General features: G+C 60.2%; 20 protein-coding genes. 11 read left to right on the top strand and 9 right to left on the bottom strand.

Features of this window, described 5'->3' with window-relative positions; translation table 11 throughout:
• The first annotated feature begins 38 nt into the window (after positions 1-38).
• Together VMJ11_RS18405 and VMJ11_RS18410 are read left to right on the top strand one after the other, a co-directional pair.
• On the top strand, positions 39-2,159 hold the full coding sequence (locus tag VMJ11_RS18405; protein ID WP_325620828.1) for a TonB-dependent siderophore receptor: 2,121 nt from the start codon (positions 39-41) through the stop codon (positions 2,157-2,159).
• Between the two features lie 216 nt (positions 2,160-2,375).
• Positions 2,376-3,020 (top strand): DJ-1/PfpI family protein, encoded by a 645-nt coding sequence (locus VMJ11_RS18410; protein WP_325620829.1) that lies wholly within the window; start codon positions 2,376-2,378, stop codon positions 3,018-3,020.
• A gap of 68 nt (positions 3,021-3,088) precedes the next feature.
• On the opposite strand, the gene copC is transcribed toward VMJ11_RS18410, so the two are convergent.
• The 5 genes from copC to VMJ11_RS18435 form a co-directional block, all read right to left on the bottom strand.
• A complete protein-coding gene (gene copC / locus VMJ11_RS18415) occupies positions 3,089-3,466 on the bottom strand; it encodes a copper homeostasis periplasmic binding protein CopC (RefSeq protein WP_325620846.1) in 378 nt (125 codons plus the stop codon).
• Between the two features lie 40 nt (positions 3,467-3,506).
• The gene (locus VMJ11_RS18420; RefSeq protein ID WP_325620830.1) at positions 3,507-3,956 is read right to left on the bottom strand and encodes a copper chaperone PCu(A)C; all 450 of its coding nucleotides are present in this window, start codon (positions 3,954-3,956) and stop codon (positions 3,507-3,509) included.
• A gap of 200 nt (positions 3,957-4,156) precedes the next feature.
• Positions 4,157-4,510, bottom strand: coding sequence for a DUF2946 domain-containing protein (locus tag VMJ11_RS18425; RefSeq protein ID WP_325620831.1), 354 nt, complete (start codon positions 4,508-4,510; stop codon positions 4,157-4,159).
• A gap of 51 nt (positions 4,511-4,561) precedes the next feature.
• On the bottom strand, positions 4,562-5,152 hold the full coding sequence (locus VMJ11_RS18430; RefSeq protein WP_325620832.1) for an SCO family protein: 591 nt from the start codon (positions 5,150-5,152) through the stop codon (positions 4,562-4,564).
• 246 nt (positions 5,153-5,398) lie between these two features.
• Positions 5,399-5,959, bottom strand: a complete 561-nt coding sequence (locus VMJ11_RS18435; RefSeq protein WP_325620833.1) for an SCO family protein — start codon at positions 5,957-5,959, stop codon at positions 5,399-5,401.
• Between the two features lie 202 nt (positions 5,960-6,161).
• Between VMJ11_RS18435 and VMJ11_RS18440 the strand changes: the two genes are divergently transcribed.
• The 3 genes from VMJ11_RS18440 to VMJ11_RS18450 are packed head-to-tail and all read left to right on the top strand — an operon-like array spanning position 6,162 to position 8,592.
• Positions 6,162-6,410 carry a FeoA family protein gene (locus tag VMJ11_RS18440; RefSeq protein ID WP_325620834.1) on the top strand — a complete coding sequence of 83 codons (249 nt, stop codon included), beginning with the start codon at positions 6,162-6,164 and terminating at the stop codon, positions 6,408-6,410.
• The gene (gene feoB / locus VMJ11_RS18445; protein WP_325620835.1) at positions 6,407-8,263 is read left to right on the top strand and encodes a ferrous iron transporter B; all 1,857 of its coding nucleotides are present in this window, start codon (positions 6,407-6,409) and stop codon (positions 8,261-8,263) included. The genes VMJ11_RS18440 and feoB overlap by 4 nt, the downstream gene beginning before the upstream one ends.
• A gap of 2 nt (positions 8,264-8,265) precedes the next feature.
• On the top strand, positions 8,266-8,592 hold the full coding sequence (locus VMJ11_RS18450) for a DUF6587 family protein (protein ID WP_325620847.1): 327 nt from the start codon (positions 8,266-8,268) through the stop codon (positions 8,590-8,592).
• A 66-nt stretch (positions 8,593-8,658) separates the two neighbouring features.
• On the opposite strand, the gene VMJ11_RS18455 is transcribed toward VMJ11_RS18450, so the two are convergent.
• Together VMJ11_RS18455 and VMJ11_RS18460 are read right to left on the bottom strand one after the other, a co-directional pair.
• On the bottom strand, positions 8,659-10,626 hold the full coding sequence (locus VMJ11_RS18455; protein ID WP_325620836.1) for a TonB-dependent receptor: 1,968 nt from the start codon (positions 10,624-10,626) through the stop codon (positions 8,659-8,661).
• Positions 10,627-11,019: 393 nt separating this feature from the next.
• A complete protein-coding gene (locus tag VMJ11_RS18460; RefSeq protein ID WP_325620837.1) occupies positions 11,020-11,364 on the bottom strand; it encodes a DUF2946 domain-containing protein in 345 nt (114 codons plus the stop codon).
• A gap of 216 nt (positions 11,365-11,580) precedes the next feature.
• Here VMJ11_RS18460 and VMJ11_RS18465 point away from each other — a divergent pair, with 216 nt between their 5' ends.
• The 5 genes from VMJ11_RS18465 (at position 11,581) to VMJ11_RS18485 (ending at position 14,040) form a co-directional block, all read left to right on the top strand.
• Positions 11,581-11,943 carry a DUF2946 domain-containing protein gene (locus tag VMJ11_RS18465; RefSeq protein ID WP_325620838.1) on the top strand — a complete coding sequence of 121 codons (363 nt, stop codon included), beginning with the start codon at positions 11,581-11,583 and terminating at the stop codon, positions 11,941-11,943.
• Between the two features lie 130 nt (positions 11,944-12,073).
• Complete coding sequence (locus tag VMJ11_RS18470) at positions 12,074-12,307, top strand: hypothetical protein (protein WP_325620839.1); 234 nt, start codon at positions 12,074-12,076, stop codon at positions 12,305-12,307.
• 3 nt (positions 12,308-12,310) lie between these two features.
• Complete coding sequence (gene traD / locus VMJ11_RS18475; protein WP_325620840.1) at positions 12,311-12,751, top strand: conjugal transfer protein TraD; 441 nt, start codon at positions 12,311-12,313, stop codon at positions 12,749-12,751.
• Positions 12,752-12,858: 107 nt separating this feature from the next.
• Positions 12,859-13,590, top strand: coding sequence for a MotA/TolQ/ExbB proton channel family protein (locus VMJ11_RS18480; protein ID WP_325620841.1), 732 nt, complete (start codon positions 12,859-12,861; stop codon positions 13,588-13,590).
• Between the two features lie 33 nt (positions 13,591-13,623).
• Positions 13,624-14,040 (top strand): copper uptake system-associated protein, encoded by a 417-nt coding sequence (locus VMJ11_RS18485; protein WP_325620842.1) that lies wholly within the window; start codon positions 13,624-13,626, stop codon positions 14,038-14,040.
• 683 nt (positions 14,041-14,723) lie between these two features.
• Here VMJ11_RS18485 and VMJ11_RS18490 read toward each other — a convergent pair.
• Positions 14,724-15,101 carry a hypothetical protein gene (locus VMJ11_RS18490; protein WP_325620843.1) on the bottom strand — a complete coding sequence of 126 codons (378 nt, stop codon included), beginning with the start codon at positions 15,099-15,101 and terminating at the stop codon, positions 14,724-14,726.
• Positions 15,102-15,510: 409 nt separating this feature from the next.
• On the opposite strand from VMJ11_RS18490, the gene VMJ11_RS18495 reads away from it, so the two are divergent.
• Positions 15,511-16,164 (top strand): hypothetical protein, encoded by a 654-nt coding sequence (locus VMJ11_RS18495; protein ID WP_325620844.1) that lies wholly within the window; start codon positions 15,511-15,513, stop codon positions 16,162-16,164.
• A 471-nt stretch (positions 16,165-16,635) separates the two neighbouring features.
• Here the strand turns inward: VMJ11_RS18495 and VMJ11_RS18500 are convergent.
• Positions 16,636-16,997 (bottom strand): TrbI/VirB10 family protein (locus VMJ11_RS18500; protein ID WP_325620845.1); only part of this gene is annotated, 362 nt, incomplete at its 5' end.

Here is a 16,997-nt window from a genome sequence, read left to right on the forward strand (position 1 = left end):
GCCGATCACTACAAAAATGAATGAACCGGAACAGAACAATGACTTTCAGGGTGACAATTTTCGCTGCCGCTGCGCTCGCTACGTTTGCGGGGCCGCTGCACGCGCAAGAGAACAACACGGATACGCAGGAATCCACGCTCAAGCCGATTCAGGTGAGCGCGCCGAAACAGAACGAACTGACCAGGCCACTCGACACGGGCAGCCATCTTGGGCTCTCCGAGCTCGAGACCCCCGCGAGTGTCGAGCAGATCGATCGCGCGACGCTCGACGAGCGAGGCGACAGTTCGATCGTCGATGCCGTCAGCCGCGCGACGGGCATGAGCGAATCGCCACACCCCGGGAATGGCGGCTCAGAACTCGGCGCACGCGGCTTTGTCGGCAGTTCGTCGGTGACACAGTTGTACGACGGGCTGAGGCCTTACGGCGCAATCGGTGTGACCTATCCGTTCGACACGTGGTCCATTGACCATATCGACGTATTGCGTGGTCCCTCGTCGGTGATCTACGGCGAAGGCGCGATTGGAGGCGTCGTGAACGTAGTGCCCAAAAGGCCGACCCGCACGCCCATCGAAAACGAACTGCAGGTCGGCGTCGGCACGGAGCGCACGGCGCGCGTCGCATTCGGCAGTGGTGGTGCGATCAACGACAGGCTTTCGTATCGCTTCGACGTCAGCGGCAATCGCTCGGACAACTGGGTGGACCGTGGCAATTCGCGCGATCTGTCGGTGTCAGGCGCGCTGCGCTATGACTTTACGTCCGACCTCTACGTAACCGCGTCATATGCACAGGGCTACCAGCATCCGATGCAGTATTTCGGCATTCCGTTAATCAATGGATCGCTCGACCGCTCGCTGTACTTGAAAAACTACAACGTCGGCGACAGCCTGATTTCCTATCGCGACAGTTGGGCCACGGTATCGGCCAACTGGCAGCCGAGCGATAACCTGAACGTGACGAGTACGCTCTACCGGATGAAAAGCAACCGGCACTGGAAAGACGCCGAGTACTACACGTACATTCCGGCATCCGGGCTGATTGAACGCAGCAGCTACACGGAGATCTTTCACGATCAGGAGCAGTACGGGAACGTCACGACAGCCACGCTGAACAGTGTGCTGCTCGGCATGACGAACACGTTCTCCACCGGCTTCGAACTGAATCACACGACGTTCCAGCACGACAACAACTCGCCATATTCCGGAACGTCATACGTCGATCCGTATACCTTCGATCCCGGCAACTTCATCAATGTTGCAGGGACGTATCCGAAGTACCGGACGCAATCGAACCAGTACGCGCTGTTCGCCGAAGACCGTCTGGCGATCACGTCGCGCTGGTCGGTGGTCGGCGGGGTGCGCTATGACCACGCGAGCGTCAACCGCCAGGACCTCGTCAACGGCGGCGCCTTTACGAAGGTGTTTCCGTATACGGGCTGGCGAATCGGCACCGTGTTCAACGTGCAGCCGGACCTCGCGGTGTATGGCCAGTACTCGGTCGCGGCAGACCCGATCAGTTCTCTGCTGATGCTGAATGCGACCAAGGCGCAGTACACGCTCGCAACGGGCAAACAGCTCGAGATCGGCGTCAAGCAGTCGTTCCTGAACGGCAAGGCCGACTGGACACTCGCGGCCTATCGTATCGTGAAAAACAACCTTGTGACGGCAGACCCGCTCAATCCGAACCAGTCGATCCAGGTCGGCCAGCAATCGTCACGAGGCATCGAGGCAACCGTTGGCGCGGAGATCGCGAAGGACTGGCGCGTCGATGCGAACGTCGCGGTTCTGCGAGCAAAGTATGACGACTTCAACGAGACCTCGGGCGGCACGACGGTTTCGCGCGCGGGGAATGTTCCCGTGTCGGTGCCGCAGCGGCTCGCCAATCTGTGGGTCAGCTACCACTTCGCGCAGGACTGGACGGGTATTGCCGGACTGAAGTACGTGGGAAAGCGCTATGCGGACACGGCCAATACGCTGGTCATGCCTTCCTATACGACGGTCGATCTGGGTCTCGCATGGAAGCCCCGGAAAGATACGACGGTCACGGCGCGCGCCTACAACGTGTTCAATCGTCACTATGTGCAATCGGCGTATTACGACGAGACGCAGTATCTGCTCGGCAACGACCGGCGGCTCGAACTGCTCTTGAACTACCGGTTCTGAGCGACTTACGATGCGCTGCACCTGCTTATACGACATCGAGGGGTTCAATGGACCGACGCACGTTTATCAAGGCGAGCACGGCGATCACCGCGAGCCAGTCGATACCGGCGATCGCGCAACACCATGATGGCGCGGCAGCCGAACACATGCGGATGATGAACACCCCGCCAGCAGACGCACCGAAGGTCGCGATGCTGATCTACCCGCAGATGGTCGATGGATCTCATCGGGCCACTGACGATCTTCAACGTTGCGCGCTTCGATACGCGCCTCGTCTGGAAATCGACGGCACCCGTCGTGACGGTCGAAGGTCTGCCTTTCGCGGCACGCCACAACTTCGATGACTGCCCATCGGACATTGACGTGCTGTTCGTACCGGGCGGCACCATCGGGACGATCGAATGCATGAACGACCCCGTGGTGCTCCGCTTTCTCGCGGAGCGTGGGGCAAAGGCGAAGTGGGTCACGAGCGTCTGCACGGGCGGACTGGTGCTGGGCGCAGCAGGACTACTGGTCGGCTACGACGCAACCGCACACTGGGCCGTGGCTGATTTGCTGCCATTGATGGGCGCGCGTCATGTCGATCAGCGCGTGGTGCGTGACCGCAACCGGATGACGGGAGGCGGAGTGACGGCAGGCATCGATTTCGCGCTCACACTAGTGGCCGAAATGCGTGGCGAAGAAGCGGCGCGGCGAGCCGCGCTGACCGTCGAATATGCGCCGACACCGCCGGTTCAAAGCGGGACTCCGCAACAGGCCGGTCCGGCACGAACAGCGGCGATACGCCAAAGCCGCGCGTGGATGGATGAACAGGCCCGGCTGGCGGCAGAGCATGCGGGCAAACGGTTGGGGACTGCCTGACGCAGCGTGCCTGTCAGCTTGTCACATGCAGGTGTCGCTGTATCGCGATACAGCGACACCGCAGACGCTTACTTCACCGTGAACGTATAGTGCCCCTGCGTGCGATGCCCGTCCTTTGCGACGGCAATCCATGCCACGGTATAGGTACCGGCCGACAGCGGCTGCAGCGCCGCTGTCATATGCTTGTCGTCGTTCTGTGCAACGGCAGACTTGCCGTCATTGACGGGCTTGCCGTCCGCACCCGTCACGATGATCGAACTGAAAGAAGGTTCGAGCCCTTCGTCGAAATCGATCGCCACTTCTTTGGTCGAGATGTCGATGGTCGCATTGGGCGCGGGCGTTTCATGTTTAGGATGAGCGTGCGCAAATGCGCTCTGCACTGCGCCAAACGACAAGGCAAGCGCAAGGCTGCCTGTCAGGAAGAGTCGGCCGACTGGTTTTTTCATATCGGTTTTATCAGTTAATCCAGCACTAAAAGGATGTCGTTTATTTGGACGTCGCGCCTGCCGGCTTGATGGCACATTGCGCCGTTAGCTTTTCGCCGTCGCTAAACGCGAACGTGAGGGGTAGCGTCGAGCCGACCTTGAGCGGCGCCTTGGGCTGTTCGAGCATGACGTGATAGCCACCCGGCGCAAAGGCGAGTTTCCCGTGGGCGGGAACAGTCGCCTTGTCGACCATCACCATTTTCGACGTGCTTCCGCTCGACTGTGTCTGGTGAAGCATGGCCATGCCGAACGCGTCGGTTTCGACCGACGTCAGATCGATCGCCTTGTCGCTCATGTTCATTGCCGTGAAATAAGCGCCTGACGGCACATCGCCGGGCATCGAGCGGACCCAGCAATCGGACACCATGACAGACTGCGCAGACGCGGCGTGAGCGTTGAGCACGGGTGCGCAAAGCGAGAGCAGGGTGAGAATCGGAAGAGTGCGTTTCATGACAGGTACGTAAAGGTAGAGTGATGGGAAAAGGTGGGCATAGTCTGTGGGCGATCGCGTCACGAACTGCGCCGATGACGCGCACAGGGAATCGCGGCTGCCAGCTGCGCCGACCGGATGCGCATCGGGCACACATCGATGAGCGGTGCCAGATGCGACGAATCTGAACAGGCGGCGAGGATCGCAGCCAAAAGACCGCCTCAGACGGGAGGCGCGCGCGGTCTGCCGAAGCGGAATTCGGGAAGGGGTACGAAGTGAACGGCGAACGCCGTCGTCGAGACAACGAGCGGTGCCGCCGCGGCCACCAAGGTTCCCCCAGGCGACGAGATGGGCGGCTGGTGGATTAGCAGATCGCAATAAGGACACGCCGCGAAGTGATCGTGCTGGACGGGATGGCTGTTCGGCGCGGGGCGCGACGCCGTGCAAAGCACGCCTTGGGAATCCTGGCTCGACCTGGCCGCAGCGACTTGTCCAACCACAGGCGCGAGCACAGCCAGGCACATGGCAATGATGCCAAGCCACGCGGTCAGCCATGTGCGGTGTTGAATGGGCATGTTTGAGGGCTCTATCTGCCTGCGCAGTCTAGCACCCTGTCAGGGAGACGGCTATGCCGTCTTGTCCGGGGCATCGAGCAGAATCTTCAGGTCATGCACCCAGGGCGTCACGCCTTGCCCGTTACGCACATACAGGCGCAACCTGCCATTCGTATCGAAGACGTAGCACCCGGCAGAATGGTCCATCGTGTAGTTGTCCGCTGTCTTTCCGGGTACTTTCGCGTAGACGACTTTGAACGCAGCGGCAGCCTGCTGGAGTTGAGCATTGTTCGCGGGTCTGAGTGCGCGAAACGACGGATTGAATGCGGCAACGTACTGTCCCAGCACATTGCCCGTGTCACGTTGCGGATCGACGGTGACGAACAGAACCTGAACGCGGCGTGCAGCTTCGGGGCCCAGCGCTTCGAGCGTTTGTGACAGCTCGGCGAGCGTAGTCGGACAGACGTCGGGGCAATGAGTGTAGCCAAACGTCATGATGACAACCTTGCCCTTGTAATCGCCAAGCGTGCGGACGGCGCCGCCTGTGTCAGGCAACGAGAAGTCTTTCGCAAAGTTCGTATTGCCCGTTATGTCCAGATTTGCGAAGCTGGGCGCCTTGTCTTCGCACGCTGTCAATACGAGTGTGCTACCCAGCAGGGCCATGAGTGCGAGCGCGCGCAATCCTTTGCGCGGAAACCGAAACAGAGGTGCAAGTACGGGAGTTTTCATCGATCGGTTCGCGGGAGTCTCCGCAGGAGATTATAGGAAAGAGCAGGACGACACTATAAACGCGCGGCTCCGCATGCGTCTCGCGTGTGCGCGATGCGATGTGCTCAAACATTGGCAAGTGCGGCCTTATGTCACGGAGTCACGCAGTCGCGTGGCAGGACACCATGCGAGCCTGTCCGCTCAGGGGCTTTCATCGACGAGTTGACGAATGTCGTGAACGAAGGCATCGACAGGATAGTCTTCGCCACCGACAAGCCTCGCGCGGCCCTTCGCGTCGAAGATATACACGGCCGAGCTGTGGATCACTTCGTACCCGCCGTCCGGTCGCGGCGCTTCGAGCTGATAGGCCACGCGATAACGCTGTGCGAGCGCCATGATGTCCGCGTCCGAGCCGGTGGCGCCGACGTCGTGATGCGCGTCAAAGGCGTTCACATACTTTCCCAGCAACGCAGGCGTGTCGCGCTTCGGATCGACGCTGATGAACAGCACCTTGACCCGCTTCGCCGCGTCACCGAGCCTGGCCGTCGCCTCTGCCAGTTTCCCCAACGTTTCCGGGCAGACGTCCGGGCAGTGCGTGTAGCCGAAGTAGACCAGTGTCACGTCACCTTTGAAAGCGCTCTGGTCGAGGCGCTTGCCGCCGGCTGTCGTCAGGTCTAGCGCGAGGTCGGGCAAATGGCCGCTCACGTCGACGAGTTTCGGCGGCTCCGGCTCACGGCGGCACGCGACGATGCCAAAGATCATTGCCATACCCAGCAGGAGCACACAACAGTAGCGGAGCTTTCGGATTGACATTGACGGATGAGCTGTCATCGGATGTAGCTCATAACATACCTCAAAGCATTTGCGGTCATACCGTCACGGTGTAAGCGATTCGCAATGCTTTTCAGGCAGGAGTCACTTTATAATGAGAACTGTTATCGTTTAATAATTGCTGCGAGCCGCCGTGATACGCCTCTCAAATTTGGAAAAGAACACGTCGGCAATTGTCGATTGTGTCGAGGACACCCAGCCGCATGATCCAATTGCGCAACGCCTTCGCGATCTCGGTTTCGTGTCGGGTGAACCTGTACGCATTGTCGCGCACGGTCCGTGGCGTGCGGATCCCATCCTGATTCTGGTCGGGTCGACGCGTTTCGCGTTGCGTCGCTCAGAGGCAGATCGCGTGACGGTGCGGGAGGTCTTCGGGCGATGAGTTCAAACACGCTGCGCATAGCGCTTGTCGGTAATCCCAACTGCGGCAAGACAGCGCTGTTCAATCAGTTGACAGGCGGCCGGCAAAAGGTTGCGAACTACGCAGGTGTAACAGTGGAGCGCAAGGAAGGGAGGTTTGTCACTCCGTCTGGCCGGCAGGTGCAACTACTCGACCTTCCGGGTGCATACAGTTTCGGTTCTTCAAGTCCCGACGAGCTGATCACGCGTGATGTGCTGCTTGGACGTTATCGGGGTGAAGCGGTACCCGATCTGGTCGTGTGCGTCGCGGATGCAACCAACTTGCGCCTGCACCTGAGGTTTGTGCTCGAAGTCACCCGACTGGGACATCCCGTCGTGTTGGCCTTGAACATGATGGATGCGGCAGCGAAGCGTGGCATCAAAATCGATACTGGGACCCTGCAACGCAGGCTGGGCGTGAAGGTCGTACACACTGTTGCAGTGAAGCGGGGCGGCGCGAGCGCGCTGATCGAGGCAATCGATGGCAGTAGTGCGGACCAGAAAATGCCTCGCACAGCAGAACGATCGGACGTCAGGCATAGCGGGGATGACGTCCACGCGGAGGTCCGCGCGTTGCTGGCCGAAGCCGTTCAGATGCCGCGCGCCACCGACGAGCGCGACGACATGCTCGACCGCTGGGCGCTGCATCCCGTCCTGGGACTGACCATTCTGGCCTGCGTGATGTTTCTTGTTTTCCAGGCGGTCTATTCAATCGGTAAGCCCATGACCGACGCAATAGGTGACGGCTTTGGCTGGCTCGGTGCGCAGGCCGGTGCGGGGCTGCCGGACGGCCCGCTGCGCAGCCTCGTTACGGACGGTCTGATTGGTGGACTTGGAACCGTACTTGGCTTCCTTCCGGAAATTCTGGTGCTCTTTTTTTTCATTCTCGTGCTGGAAGAATCGGGATACCTGCCTCGCGCTGCGTTTCTGCTGGACCGCTTTATGTTGTCCGTCGGGCTCTCGGGGCGCTCGTTTATTCCATTGCTCTCGAGTTTTGCCTGCGCTATTCCGGGCGTGCTCGGTACCCGCAGCATCACCGATCCGCGCGACCGGCTTGCGACAATCCTCGTTGCACCATTGATGACATGCTCGGCACGTCTTCCCGTCTACGCGTTGCTGATCGGCGCCTTCATCCCGACGCATCGCGTGCTGGGCATATTCAATCTGCAGGGGCTCGTTCTGTTTGCGTTGTACGCGGCAGGCATAGGAGGCGCGGTCACTGTCGGATGGGTGATGAGCAAGCTTCGAGGCGACGGTAGCGAGCAGGCACTGTTGATGGAATTGCCGTCGTACCGCATGCCGCGTGCGCGAGACGTCGCAATCGGCTTGTGGGAACGCAGCTCGATATTCGTGAAGCGGCTGACGGGGGTGATTCTCGCGTTGACCGTGCTGATGTGGTTCATCTCGACCTTTCCATCGCCACCCGATGGCGCGACGGGCCCAGCTATCGACTACAGCTTCGCGGGCTACATCGGGCGCGCACTGCAGTACGTCTTTGAGCCGCTGGGGTTCAATTGGCAGATCAGCCTCTCGCTAATTCCCGCATTTGCGGCACGGGAAACGGCCGTCGCGGCGCTGGCCACGGTTTATGGCGTGAGTGGCGGCGACTCGGACGTCGTCAGCCTTGGACATGCACTCTCCGGAAATTTCTCTGTCGCGAGTGCGTTGGCGTTGCTCGTCTGGTTCGCTTTTGCACCGCAGTGCATGTCGACGCTCGCGGTAATCCGTCGCGAAACGCGATCGTGGCGGAACGTGGGGATCTCGTTTGGCTATATGTTTGCAATGGCCTATGTGGCGTCCTTTCTCACGTATCAGATTGCGAGGCTGTTCTCGTGAGCGTGAGCCTGTGGTGCCAATACGGCGTGGTTGCGCTGGCGGTTACAGCAAGTCTGATTTTTATGATGCGCAAACTGGCACCTCAGTTCGCGATGGGTTGTCAGGTTGCCGTCGCGTCGGCCCTGACTCGTGACGGTCGCGGGCCCGTTTCACGCTGGATAGGACGAGGTATTCTGCCGCCGACTCATAGATCGGGTGATTGCGGCGATGGGTGCAGCGCATGCAACCGGTGCGGCACATCGGATACCCGGTCGTTCCCCGATGTGCAGCCGCTAGAATTTCGTCCGCGTCCTGCGGAACGCGCGGCGTGTTCCCAGGAGCGAGCCTGAATACTCCCGGCGATCGTTGTTTGCTGTGACAAAGCAGGAAGGGGCCGCGTGGCGCGGCCCTCGACATTACAAGTCGTACTGCACGCCGACGCGAATCGATCGCCCCGTGCCTGGATAAAAGATCTGTGAGGCCGCGGTGGCCGTGCCGGCGACGTCCACGGTGGAGATGTAACGCTTGTCGAAAAGGTTTCGGCCTTCCACGTAGACGGACCAGCGATCGGCAAAATGCTCGAAGCCAAGTCTGAAGTTCAGCAGACAATACGGATCGACGGTGGTCGTATTGGCGTTGTCTGCGTAATAGGACTTCGGCATCCATTCGATGTTCGGTCCGGCGTAGAAGCCATTGAGCCGCTTGTAGAGCAGTTCGGCGCGAATCAGATGGGTCGGCACGCCTGCCTGGCGATTGTTCCCATAGACGGGGTCGTTGTCGAAATGGAAGTCGTTGAGCGTATAGGTGGCGTTGAAAAACAGGCCGTCGCCACGCATGAAGACCGATTTGAGAAATTCGATGCCGCCGCCCGCCTCGATGCCCTGATGTACGGTGTGATCTGCATTGACGAACGAACAGGAGCCGGGATAAGTCGAGATACATTGCAGTTCGTTGTGCACCTGCGCCCGGTACAGCGAGAGGTCCCAGTTCAGGTCCGGCGTGTGGCCGCGTGTGCCGATCTCATACGTCGTTGCCGTTTGCGCCTTGAGCGGGGTGCTTGCCGTGACCACGGGATTCACATCATAGGTCGGCGCCTCGGCGCTGCGCGAAATGTTGGCAAATACCTGCGCGCTCGGGCTCACACCCCACAGCAGCCCGACAGTCGGCGTGACGTTGTTGAATGTGAGGCTGCCGGACTGCGATGGGTTCAGGCGGTCCTCGCGTGAGCGCACCGCATGCTGGAATTGCGTGCCGACGTTGAGTGCGAGGTCCGGGCGCACATAGAACGCGTCGTTGACATAGATGGAGGCGTTCTTTGGTTTGTCGAGCGTCGAGGACGCGAGCGACCCCTTGACGGCTCCAGCACCAGTGCCGGGAATCGCGTCCGCGGGATATGAACCGTACGGATACGTGTTGGCGTACCACCAGGCATTGCTGTCGATCGTGCCCTGATCCAGATTGACGCCGGCTGTCAGCGTATTGCGCAAACCGCCGATGGTCCGGTCGTCGGTGACGCGGACGAAGCCGCCTTCATCGTCCACCGAGTAGACGAGATACGACCAGTTCGGGTGATCGACATGGCGGTGGATATAGAAAACACCGAAGTCCACCGTCGTCGGGCCGAAACGCAGTGTCGTCTTGTTTGCGATACGTACCGAATCGATATTGCGCTGCTGGTCCTTCCAGACGAAATCCGGGTTGGCCGTTCGTGGCGCAGACAATGCCGTCGGCTTGTCGAGTTCGCCCGGCATGCGGTCCCGGATCGAGCTCGCGTTGAAATAGAAACGTGTTTCCGCATCGGCAGAAAAACGATATCCGACGTTGGCGCTGGCGCGCTCCTGATGTCCGTCGCTATGGTCCCGATACCCATCGAAACGCTGTCCGGATGCGGTAATGAAGCCGTCGAGATCGCCCGCTACACCGCCCGTACTCGCTTGCAGTCTCTGGTAATCGAAGCTGCCGACATCAATCCGGCCTTCGAAGCGAGGAGCGTCGCAACCCGTCGGCATGACGAAATTGATCGCGCCACCCAGCGCGTTTGCGCCATAGCGCATGGCGTTTGCGCCCTTGAAGACTTCAACATAGCGATAGGCGGTCGGGTCGATCTCGAACAGGTCGACGAGACCGTCCGACGTATTGATGGGAATGCCATCCATATACATGTTGATGCCGCGGTTGCCATACGGGCGCGACAGGCCAGAGCCGCGGATCGACACCCGCACATCGTCGCCATAGCGCGCTTCGGACGTAAAGACGCCAGGCGTCCAGGCCAGCACGTCCTTCAGCGTATCGGCAGGGCCATTCTTGAAGGCCGTATCGGGAACCACTTCGACGCCGCCCGGCGTGCGCTGGATGTTGCGGATAGCCTGAGCCGTATCGGGCACGACCAGGGTTCCTGCGCTCGTGGAAACGTTCACCACGGGAAGCACGGTCTCGCCCTGTGCGACAGGGGTCTCAATGGCTGCTGGCGTTGTTCTCGATCTGCCTGTGGCCGGCTCATTTCCGCTGGCGGTGCCGCCCGCCCATGCGTGCGAAGCAAGCAGAGCGGCGGAGGTCGACAGCGCGAGCGGGAGTCGTCTGGTTTCAAACATTTTTGTCGCTGGAATGATTCGATTGGGAGACAGCAAGACGGGTTGCACGAGCTGAACACGCGACCGGGTGCCGCGCACGGCCTCAGCGCAAACCTGACGAACTGCCGGCGTGCGAGCGAACGCGTACGCAAATACGCACGCATTTCGCGTTTGCGCGACCTTGCCTACGTTGCGGACTGCGAGGAATCAGAGGGAGTGGGGTGGCGCGCGCGGGCGCCCGGACGGAAATGCGCCCAGCGCGGTGAAACGGGTCTGAAGTGCCGGCAATACCGCTACGATGACAAGCGCGAGCAGCGGCAGTATTACAGCGGGTAGCGGCGGCAGTGTCGCGTAAGTAGCGAGCAGATCGCAATAGCCGCATGCCGAAAGCACGCCTTCATGCGTGGCGGTGTGATCGGATTGACCCGGCGATGTGGCCGAACACCACACCGTATCGGGATCGAAGGCGCGATGAGCCACGATCAACTGACTGACGAGCGGCGCCAGCACGAGCAGCCACATGGCGATCAGGCCAAGCCATGTGGTAGTCAATGTGCGGGCGCGAGGATTCATGTTGATTGAATAGCGGGAGCGAAAACAGTCTAACAGTCCTGACAAACTTGTAAAATTTCTTTAGATGTAGAAAGCTTAAATACAACAGCCCGGCGCTTGACGCGCTACGTTCGCTCGCCCGCGCGAAATGGCGAACATCGCTGACGGACCGTCGGGTACGGTGCTAAACTTCCAGCGCTTTCCGTTTGCTTCCACATGAACCTCTACAACCGTCGACATCCCAGCGTATGGCTTGGCATTGTTGCCATGTGTCTGGTCATGTTCGTGCCGGTCGTGAGTCAACTGATTGTCTCGGCGCAGCGAGCCGAGCCTGCCGCGTCGTTTTGCTCGGCCGTTCACGACACTGCCGACCAGACCGGGCATCAGCGCACACCACTGTCAGCGTGTGGTTATTGTGACCTTCTGGCGACACACGTCGCCATGCCCGCGATTCCCCCGGCGCCCGTTCACGTTCTTCTGCTGCCCGGCATGGCGGTGGCAACGGCACTTTCGACCGCCTTCCGGCCGCTTGGTGCGTTCCCATCCGGGCGGCCAAGAGATCCTCCCTACCACGCCTGAAATTTCGCATCCGGTTTTGCAGGATGACGCTTGCGTAGCGATGGCTCGGGCCGGCTGCGATGTGACACGTTCGTGGCCGCCGGCGTTGTCCGCATTCGAAGACGACACATTTCAAGCGGGAGAAAACACGATGCGATCGGTCGATCTGATCATGCGCGCCTTGACACATCTGAACATCGGCGGGCTGATTGCCGTCGTGCTGTGGATCATGTGGGTGATATCGCTGACGGCGAACACGAGCTGGCCGTTTGCATTCGCATGGCACGACTCGCATGTCTGCCCGTGCGCGACCGAGGGTGAGTCGATGCAGGGTTTGCGCGTACTGCACGCCGTGACGGCCGTCCCGCTGCAATCAAGGAAATAGACCATGATCGATGACTGGACTCAGGAACGCCTGCGGCAGTTGCGCCGCTCGCGCACGCTCTCGACGCACCAGCGCACGCTGTTACTGCTGGCGGGGCGCGACGCGCGAACCGAGGAAGAGGAGCGCACGTTTGCCGTGCTGATCAAGGCAGAAAAGGCGGCAGCGCGTGCACAGAAAGCAAAGGCCTCGGCAACCCGCGCGATGAATCGGGAGCGGCACGCGGAACGCAAGTCGCGCGAGCAGATTTCGATACTCAAAGGCGCTTTGACGGACTGGGCGGTTCTCGAGGGGCACGATATTGCCGAGTTGCTCGGCGCGCTGCTCGAATTCGCCGCCAGCGGCGCCCTGGAAGATCGCGCGCGGTGGAAGGAGACGGGCGATGCGCTGATCGAAAAGCGCATGCGTACACGACATGCATTGCCGCCCTCGAACCCGGTTGCATGATGGCGCAGGTGTCGCGCATCCCGGAACCCGCGACGCGTTGGCCACCGACACCCGTTAGCGCTGCGTATCGGGTCGACTGACACGCCCGCAAAGAAAGTGTGAACATCATGCAGAACTACGGAATTGCCCATGTCTGGGCGCAAGGGGATTTCGTCACACGCGGTATCGCGGTGGCGCTGCTGATCATGTCGGTACTATCGTGGACGGTCATCATCCTCAAGAGCTGGGATGTGATGCGCTTGCGCCGCCTGACGCGCAGCGCCGAAAAGGCCTTCTGGCATTCGGACGATTTCGCCGACGGCATCAGGAAGCTCGGCCGCGACACCTCGTCGCCAGCCGACAACCCGTTCCTCGCGCTCGCGCTGTCGGGCCAGCAAGCCGCCGATCATCACCATGAGACGCAACCGCACCTGCACGACCGCATGGACGTATCCGACTGGATCACGCGCTGCCTGAAGGACACGATGGACGACAGCGTGGCGCGCATGCAGAGCGGCCTTGCGATTCTCGCGTCGATTGGCAGCACCGCACCGTTCGTCGGCCTGTTCGGCACGGTGTGGGGAATTTATCATGCATTACTGACGATCGGTGCAACGGGGCAGTCGTCGATTGACCAGGTCGCCGGCCCCGTCGGCGAAGCGCTGATCATGACGGCCTTCGGCCTGTTCGTCGCGATTCCAGCCGTGCTCGGCTACAACGCGCTGACGCGAGCCAACAAGGCGATCGTCAGCAAGCTGAATCGCTTCGCGCACGGTCTGCATGCGTTCTTCGTCACAGGCGTGCGCCTGTCGTCATCGAGACACGGAGACGGTCTTCGGCTCGCATCCCGTGCCGACTAGATAACGATGCACTATTCGACCAGGAGTTGATGCATGAAACAGATAGGGATTGTCGTGGCGCTAAGCGTTCTGATTGTCTCGGGGTTTGCGCAAGCCGATGCGAACGAAGACGACGTGTGCCAGATCCAGTCGCTCATCTCACGCACTTACGATCGCCCGGATCAGAAGGTCGAGGCGGACCCGGTGGTCGTCGAATCTGGCCATGCGCTGGCGGACTGGACGCAGGGTGAAATGGGCGGTCGGGCGCTGTTACAGCGCCGCGACGGCAAATGGATCCTCATTGCCTGCGGCGGGGACGGCTTCAAGGACGCGCGCCAGTTGCAGGACGCCGGCCTGTCATATGCAAACGCGAAGGCGCTCGTCGCGAAGCTGCAGGAGGCCGAGCGACATGCCGACCCCGAACGCGTCCGGCGTTTTAGCCTCTTTGGTCAGGCAAGTGCAAAGATGTAGGCGTGCGGGTGCGAGCGCACTGCAGCGAACGAAGCACTCCGTGTACAGGATTGATGGGTACATGGGTCTTCATCCGTGACAGACTCCGTTCCCGGGCATGCTCCGCGAGCTGTCGGCAGACGGTCTGGCTGAAGAAGCGAATACTCAGATGAGTTCAACGCAGGCACAAACGTCCAGACGGACTTACTGCTGGAGATGGGACGCGCACGAAGCTGCCATTCGACCTGATCGTGTTCTCGACGTCAGTAATACTAATTATAGCCGCCATTGGACGATGGTCGCGCAAACGTCGGCTCAGGCTGAGGAATTGCCGGTCGTCTCCACGAGGCGAGGGGCGATTGAACCTTGGAGATGATCGTTGCGGCGGCGCGAGTTCGAACGGGTCTCCGGTCGATCGTTGCAAGGAGCCCGCCTCAACTCTCCCAGGTGAAAGTTGCTATCCATGCCTGTCGCACAAGCGATTCACAGCTGCATCCGTCGATAGACGTGGAAAGCGGATAAGCTCATGCGCGCCTTACGTTTACACGCGCGGGAAGCGTTCGAGAAAGTCCGAAGCGCGAGTAGCGCGACACTGTGACAATTCACGCAGATGGTAAAAGCACCGGGATATGGGTAGTACGCCACCGCGGTAGCAAACTCGACTCGATGCGCTGCGACGCCAGGGGCGAGAAACGGCGGTGCTGTCAATGGTTCTCGACGTTACCCAGATCGGGCTCGGGTATCGGCGAAGGCGCCGTCCCCGCGAGAAAGTGTCGGAGCTGTCGCTCAGCCTCAATCACCTTGTGCAGAGGCGCGGTTGCGAGTTGTGCGTCATGCAGCGCAAGCAGCCTTTCGAAGACCGGAATAACGTCCTCAGCAAGAGTCCATTCGTCTAGCGTGTCCGCAAGTTCAAGCGCCGCCTCGACCGCGTATTCCGCCATCTTGTAGCATTCAACACGTTCGTTCCCGTAGCCCGCCTGCTGAAGAAACCATGTGATGTAGGCGACGCGAATGAGCTCATTGAAAAGGTGGCCGTTTCCGTGACCATCCCGGCATACGGCAAGTGCAAGATGGTACGACAAGGACTGCTCCCTTGCGGACGCCTGATCCGTTGGGAGGAGCATCGCCTTCGTGAGGGGTTGCCGGGGGCGGGATACACCCCTTCCGCTACGCTTCGAACTCATGTGCTGTCTCACTACACTTTCAGAAGTCTCATACCAGCCACCACCTGGTTTCCTGAACGGCCATTCCACGAGCGTTGACGGCGTCCTTGAATGCCTTGTCCGCCGTGAACTTCATTCCGTTTTCCCCTGGTATTGGCCTCAACAACTCTGACGAAATCAATCTGTCAAGCGGCGCACTGCGCGAAAAATGCCTATGTGGCGAAAAAGCCCATCATTCGGGGTCGTTCGCGAACGGGCGTAAACGAATGCTTATACTCTATGCACCTCTTTTTCTGAGGCGCATCATATGCGGCAGGAATGGTTTGAAATGACCCAGCTTTTCAGCTGGAACTCTCCAATGGCTCTGGCACTCGCGTCGGCCGCAGTCGGCTCTATCATAACGCTCGCGTGGATTTCGGCAAAGGATGCGAGGGAACGAAAACGTCAGCGGCGCGACACCGCGCTGGAAGTGGCGTTATCTCTGGAAAGCTATGCCCGCACATGTCGGACGATGATGCACAAGGCCGCCTGGGCAGCAGCGGAGCCGCCCCGTGCCGTAAACCACGACGCCACCAACAATGTTTCCGTCCCGGCTTTCGTCTATCCTGAACTTGTTCGCTGGAACGTTTTTAGCCGCAAGGTTATCTCCGAACTGCGGGAATATCCGGCTACGGTGTACGCCGCCCGCGAATATGTGGAGGCATTCCGGCAGTTCGGTGAGCCGATCGACCTTTGCCGTCAGGTTGAGTACGAATGTGCGAAGACAGCGAAAGCCGCATTAGCGCTCGCTCGGGCCACGCGGCGCCGACACGGCGCTGCGATATGGAAACCGGGCGTCAGGGATTCGGCGATGGATCGCGAACTGTCCGACTTCATAGCGTGCGCAGAAGAGAAGCGAAAGGTATCGCTTGATCGCCGGAAGGAGAGCACGGTTGACCGGCGAGCAGACACCCGACCATTCGAAAATCCACTGGGCGCCTAGTACCTGGACAACGGGAGCGGAGTTCGCTCCAAACGTGCAGTGGGCGTTCACGCGTGGAGGAACTTGTCTTGTCTGTCTGGGAACGTTGAAGCCTCCTGAACGGAAGTTTGCATGCAAGCTGGTTGACCCGGAAGTCGCCGCTCTTCCATCCCACAAGTCGTCATTCGAATGGCTGGGTGACCTCCGCGGACCTGCCGGATGGCCATGGAAAGATCTCGGCCTTATGGAAAGCTTCACATAAGGCCGACAACCGGGCAAACAGTCTCACCCACAAAGTGGAACTCGGCCGGATCCAAACCTTTACACGTAACCGATCACCTGCCGCTCGCTTGATCGGCTGATGTATGGTCTGAAGGACATCTGGTGTAAGCCCCAAGGTTGATCGGTCGGAACTGTAACGCGCGCGAGCGAGCGCAGCGTGGCATGGGACACGACTGGGGCAAATGCAGCACTGGATTGCGATGAGGCGTTTCACTGCAGACAACTTCCGTCGACGAGGGTGGGAGGCAATTTCATGTCGCGCCTCGTGATCATGGTGATGCGCTGGCCGGGTTCCAGTCTTAACGTCGGCTGGATGTTCATGTTGCGCTGGAGGATGGTCTGCGTGGTTTGCGATAGCGACTGCGCCGCAGCCGACGTCAACGTGTCGGATGTTCCGCCGTTAATGTTGATTGTCGTCCCGGTTGGTTGAGCCTGGTTGTGTCCGATCCATGCGGCAACTCCTGCTATCAGGAAGGTTGAACCAAAGATCCTGAGGAAGTGGTTGTTGACGTCAGCGCTGACGCCAGCTTCGCCGTTGGGATCGGCGCCGCTTAATCCATCCAGTTGCACGC

Source organism: Paraburkholderia sp. (assembly GCF_035501035.1).
In the GTDB taxonomy this organism is placed as follows: Bacteria; Pseudomonadota; Gammaproteobacteria; order Burkholderiales; family Burkholderiaceae; genus Paraburkholderia.

Excerpts from the sequence above, each read along its gene's own strand:
- VMJ11_RS18405 (WP_325620828.1), top strand. The coding sequence starts at position 39 with ATGACTTTCAGGGTGACAATTTTCGCTGCCGCTGCGCTCGCTACGTTT.
- VMJ11_RS18410 (WP_325620829.1), top strand. The coding sequence starts at position 2,376 with ATGGATCTCATCGGGCCACTGACGATCTTCAACGTTGCGCGCTTCGAT.
- copC (WP_325620846.1), bottom strand. The coding sequence starts at position 3,466 with ATGAAAAAACCAGTCGGCCGACTCTTCCTGACAGGCAGCCTTGCGCTT.
- VMJ11_RS18420 (WP_325620830.1), bottom strand. The coding sequence starts at position 3,956 with ATGAAACGCACTCTTCCGATTCTCACCCTGCTCTCGCTTTGCGCACCC.
- VMJ11_RS18425 (WP_325620831.1), bottom strand. The coding sequence starts at position 4,510 with ATGCCCATTCAACACCGCACATGGCTGACCGCGTGGCTTGGCATCATT.
- VMJ11_RS18430 (WP_325620832.1), bottom strand. The coding sequence starts at position 5,152 with ATGGCCCTGCTGGGTAGCACACTCGTATTGACAGCGTGCGAAGACAAG.
- VMJ11_RS18435 (WP_325620833.1), bottom strand. The coding sequence starts at position 5,959 with ATGATCTTTGGCATCGTCGCGTGCCGCCGTGAGCCGGAGCCGCCGAAA.
- feoB (WP_325620835.1), top strand. The coding sequence starts at position 6,407 with ATGAGTTCAAACACGCTGCGCATAGCGCTTGTCGGTAATCCCAACTGC.
- VMJ11_RS18465 (WP_325620838.1), top strand. The coding sequence starts at position 11,581 with ATGAACCTCTACAACCGTCGACATCCCAGCGTATGGCTTGGCATTGTT.
- VMJ11_RS18470 (WP_325620839.1), top strand. The coding sequence starts at position 12,074 with ATGCGATCGGTCGATCTGATCATGCGCGCCTTGACACATCTGAACATC.
- traD (WP_325620840.1), top strand. The coding sequence starts at position 12,311 with ATGATCGATGACTGGACTCAGGAACGCCTGCGGCAGTTGCGCCGCTCG.
- VMJ11_RS18480 (WP_325620841.1), top strand. The coding sequence starts at position 12,859 with ATGCAGAACTACGGAATTGCCCATGTCTGGGCGCAAGGGGATTTCGTC.
- VMJ11_RS18485 (WP_325620842.1), top strand. The coding sequence starts at position 13,624 with ATGAAACAGATAGGGATTGTCGTGGCGCTAAGCGTTCTGATTGTCTCG.
- VMJ11_RS18495 (WP_325620844.1), top strand. The coding sequence starts at position 15,511 with ATGACCCAGCTTTTCAGCTGGAACTCTCCAATGGCTCTGGCACTCGCG.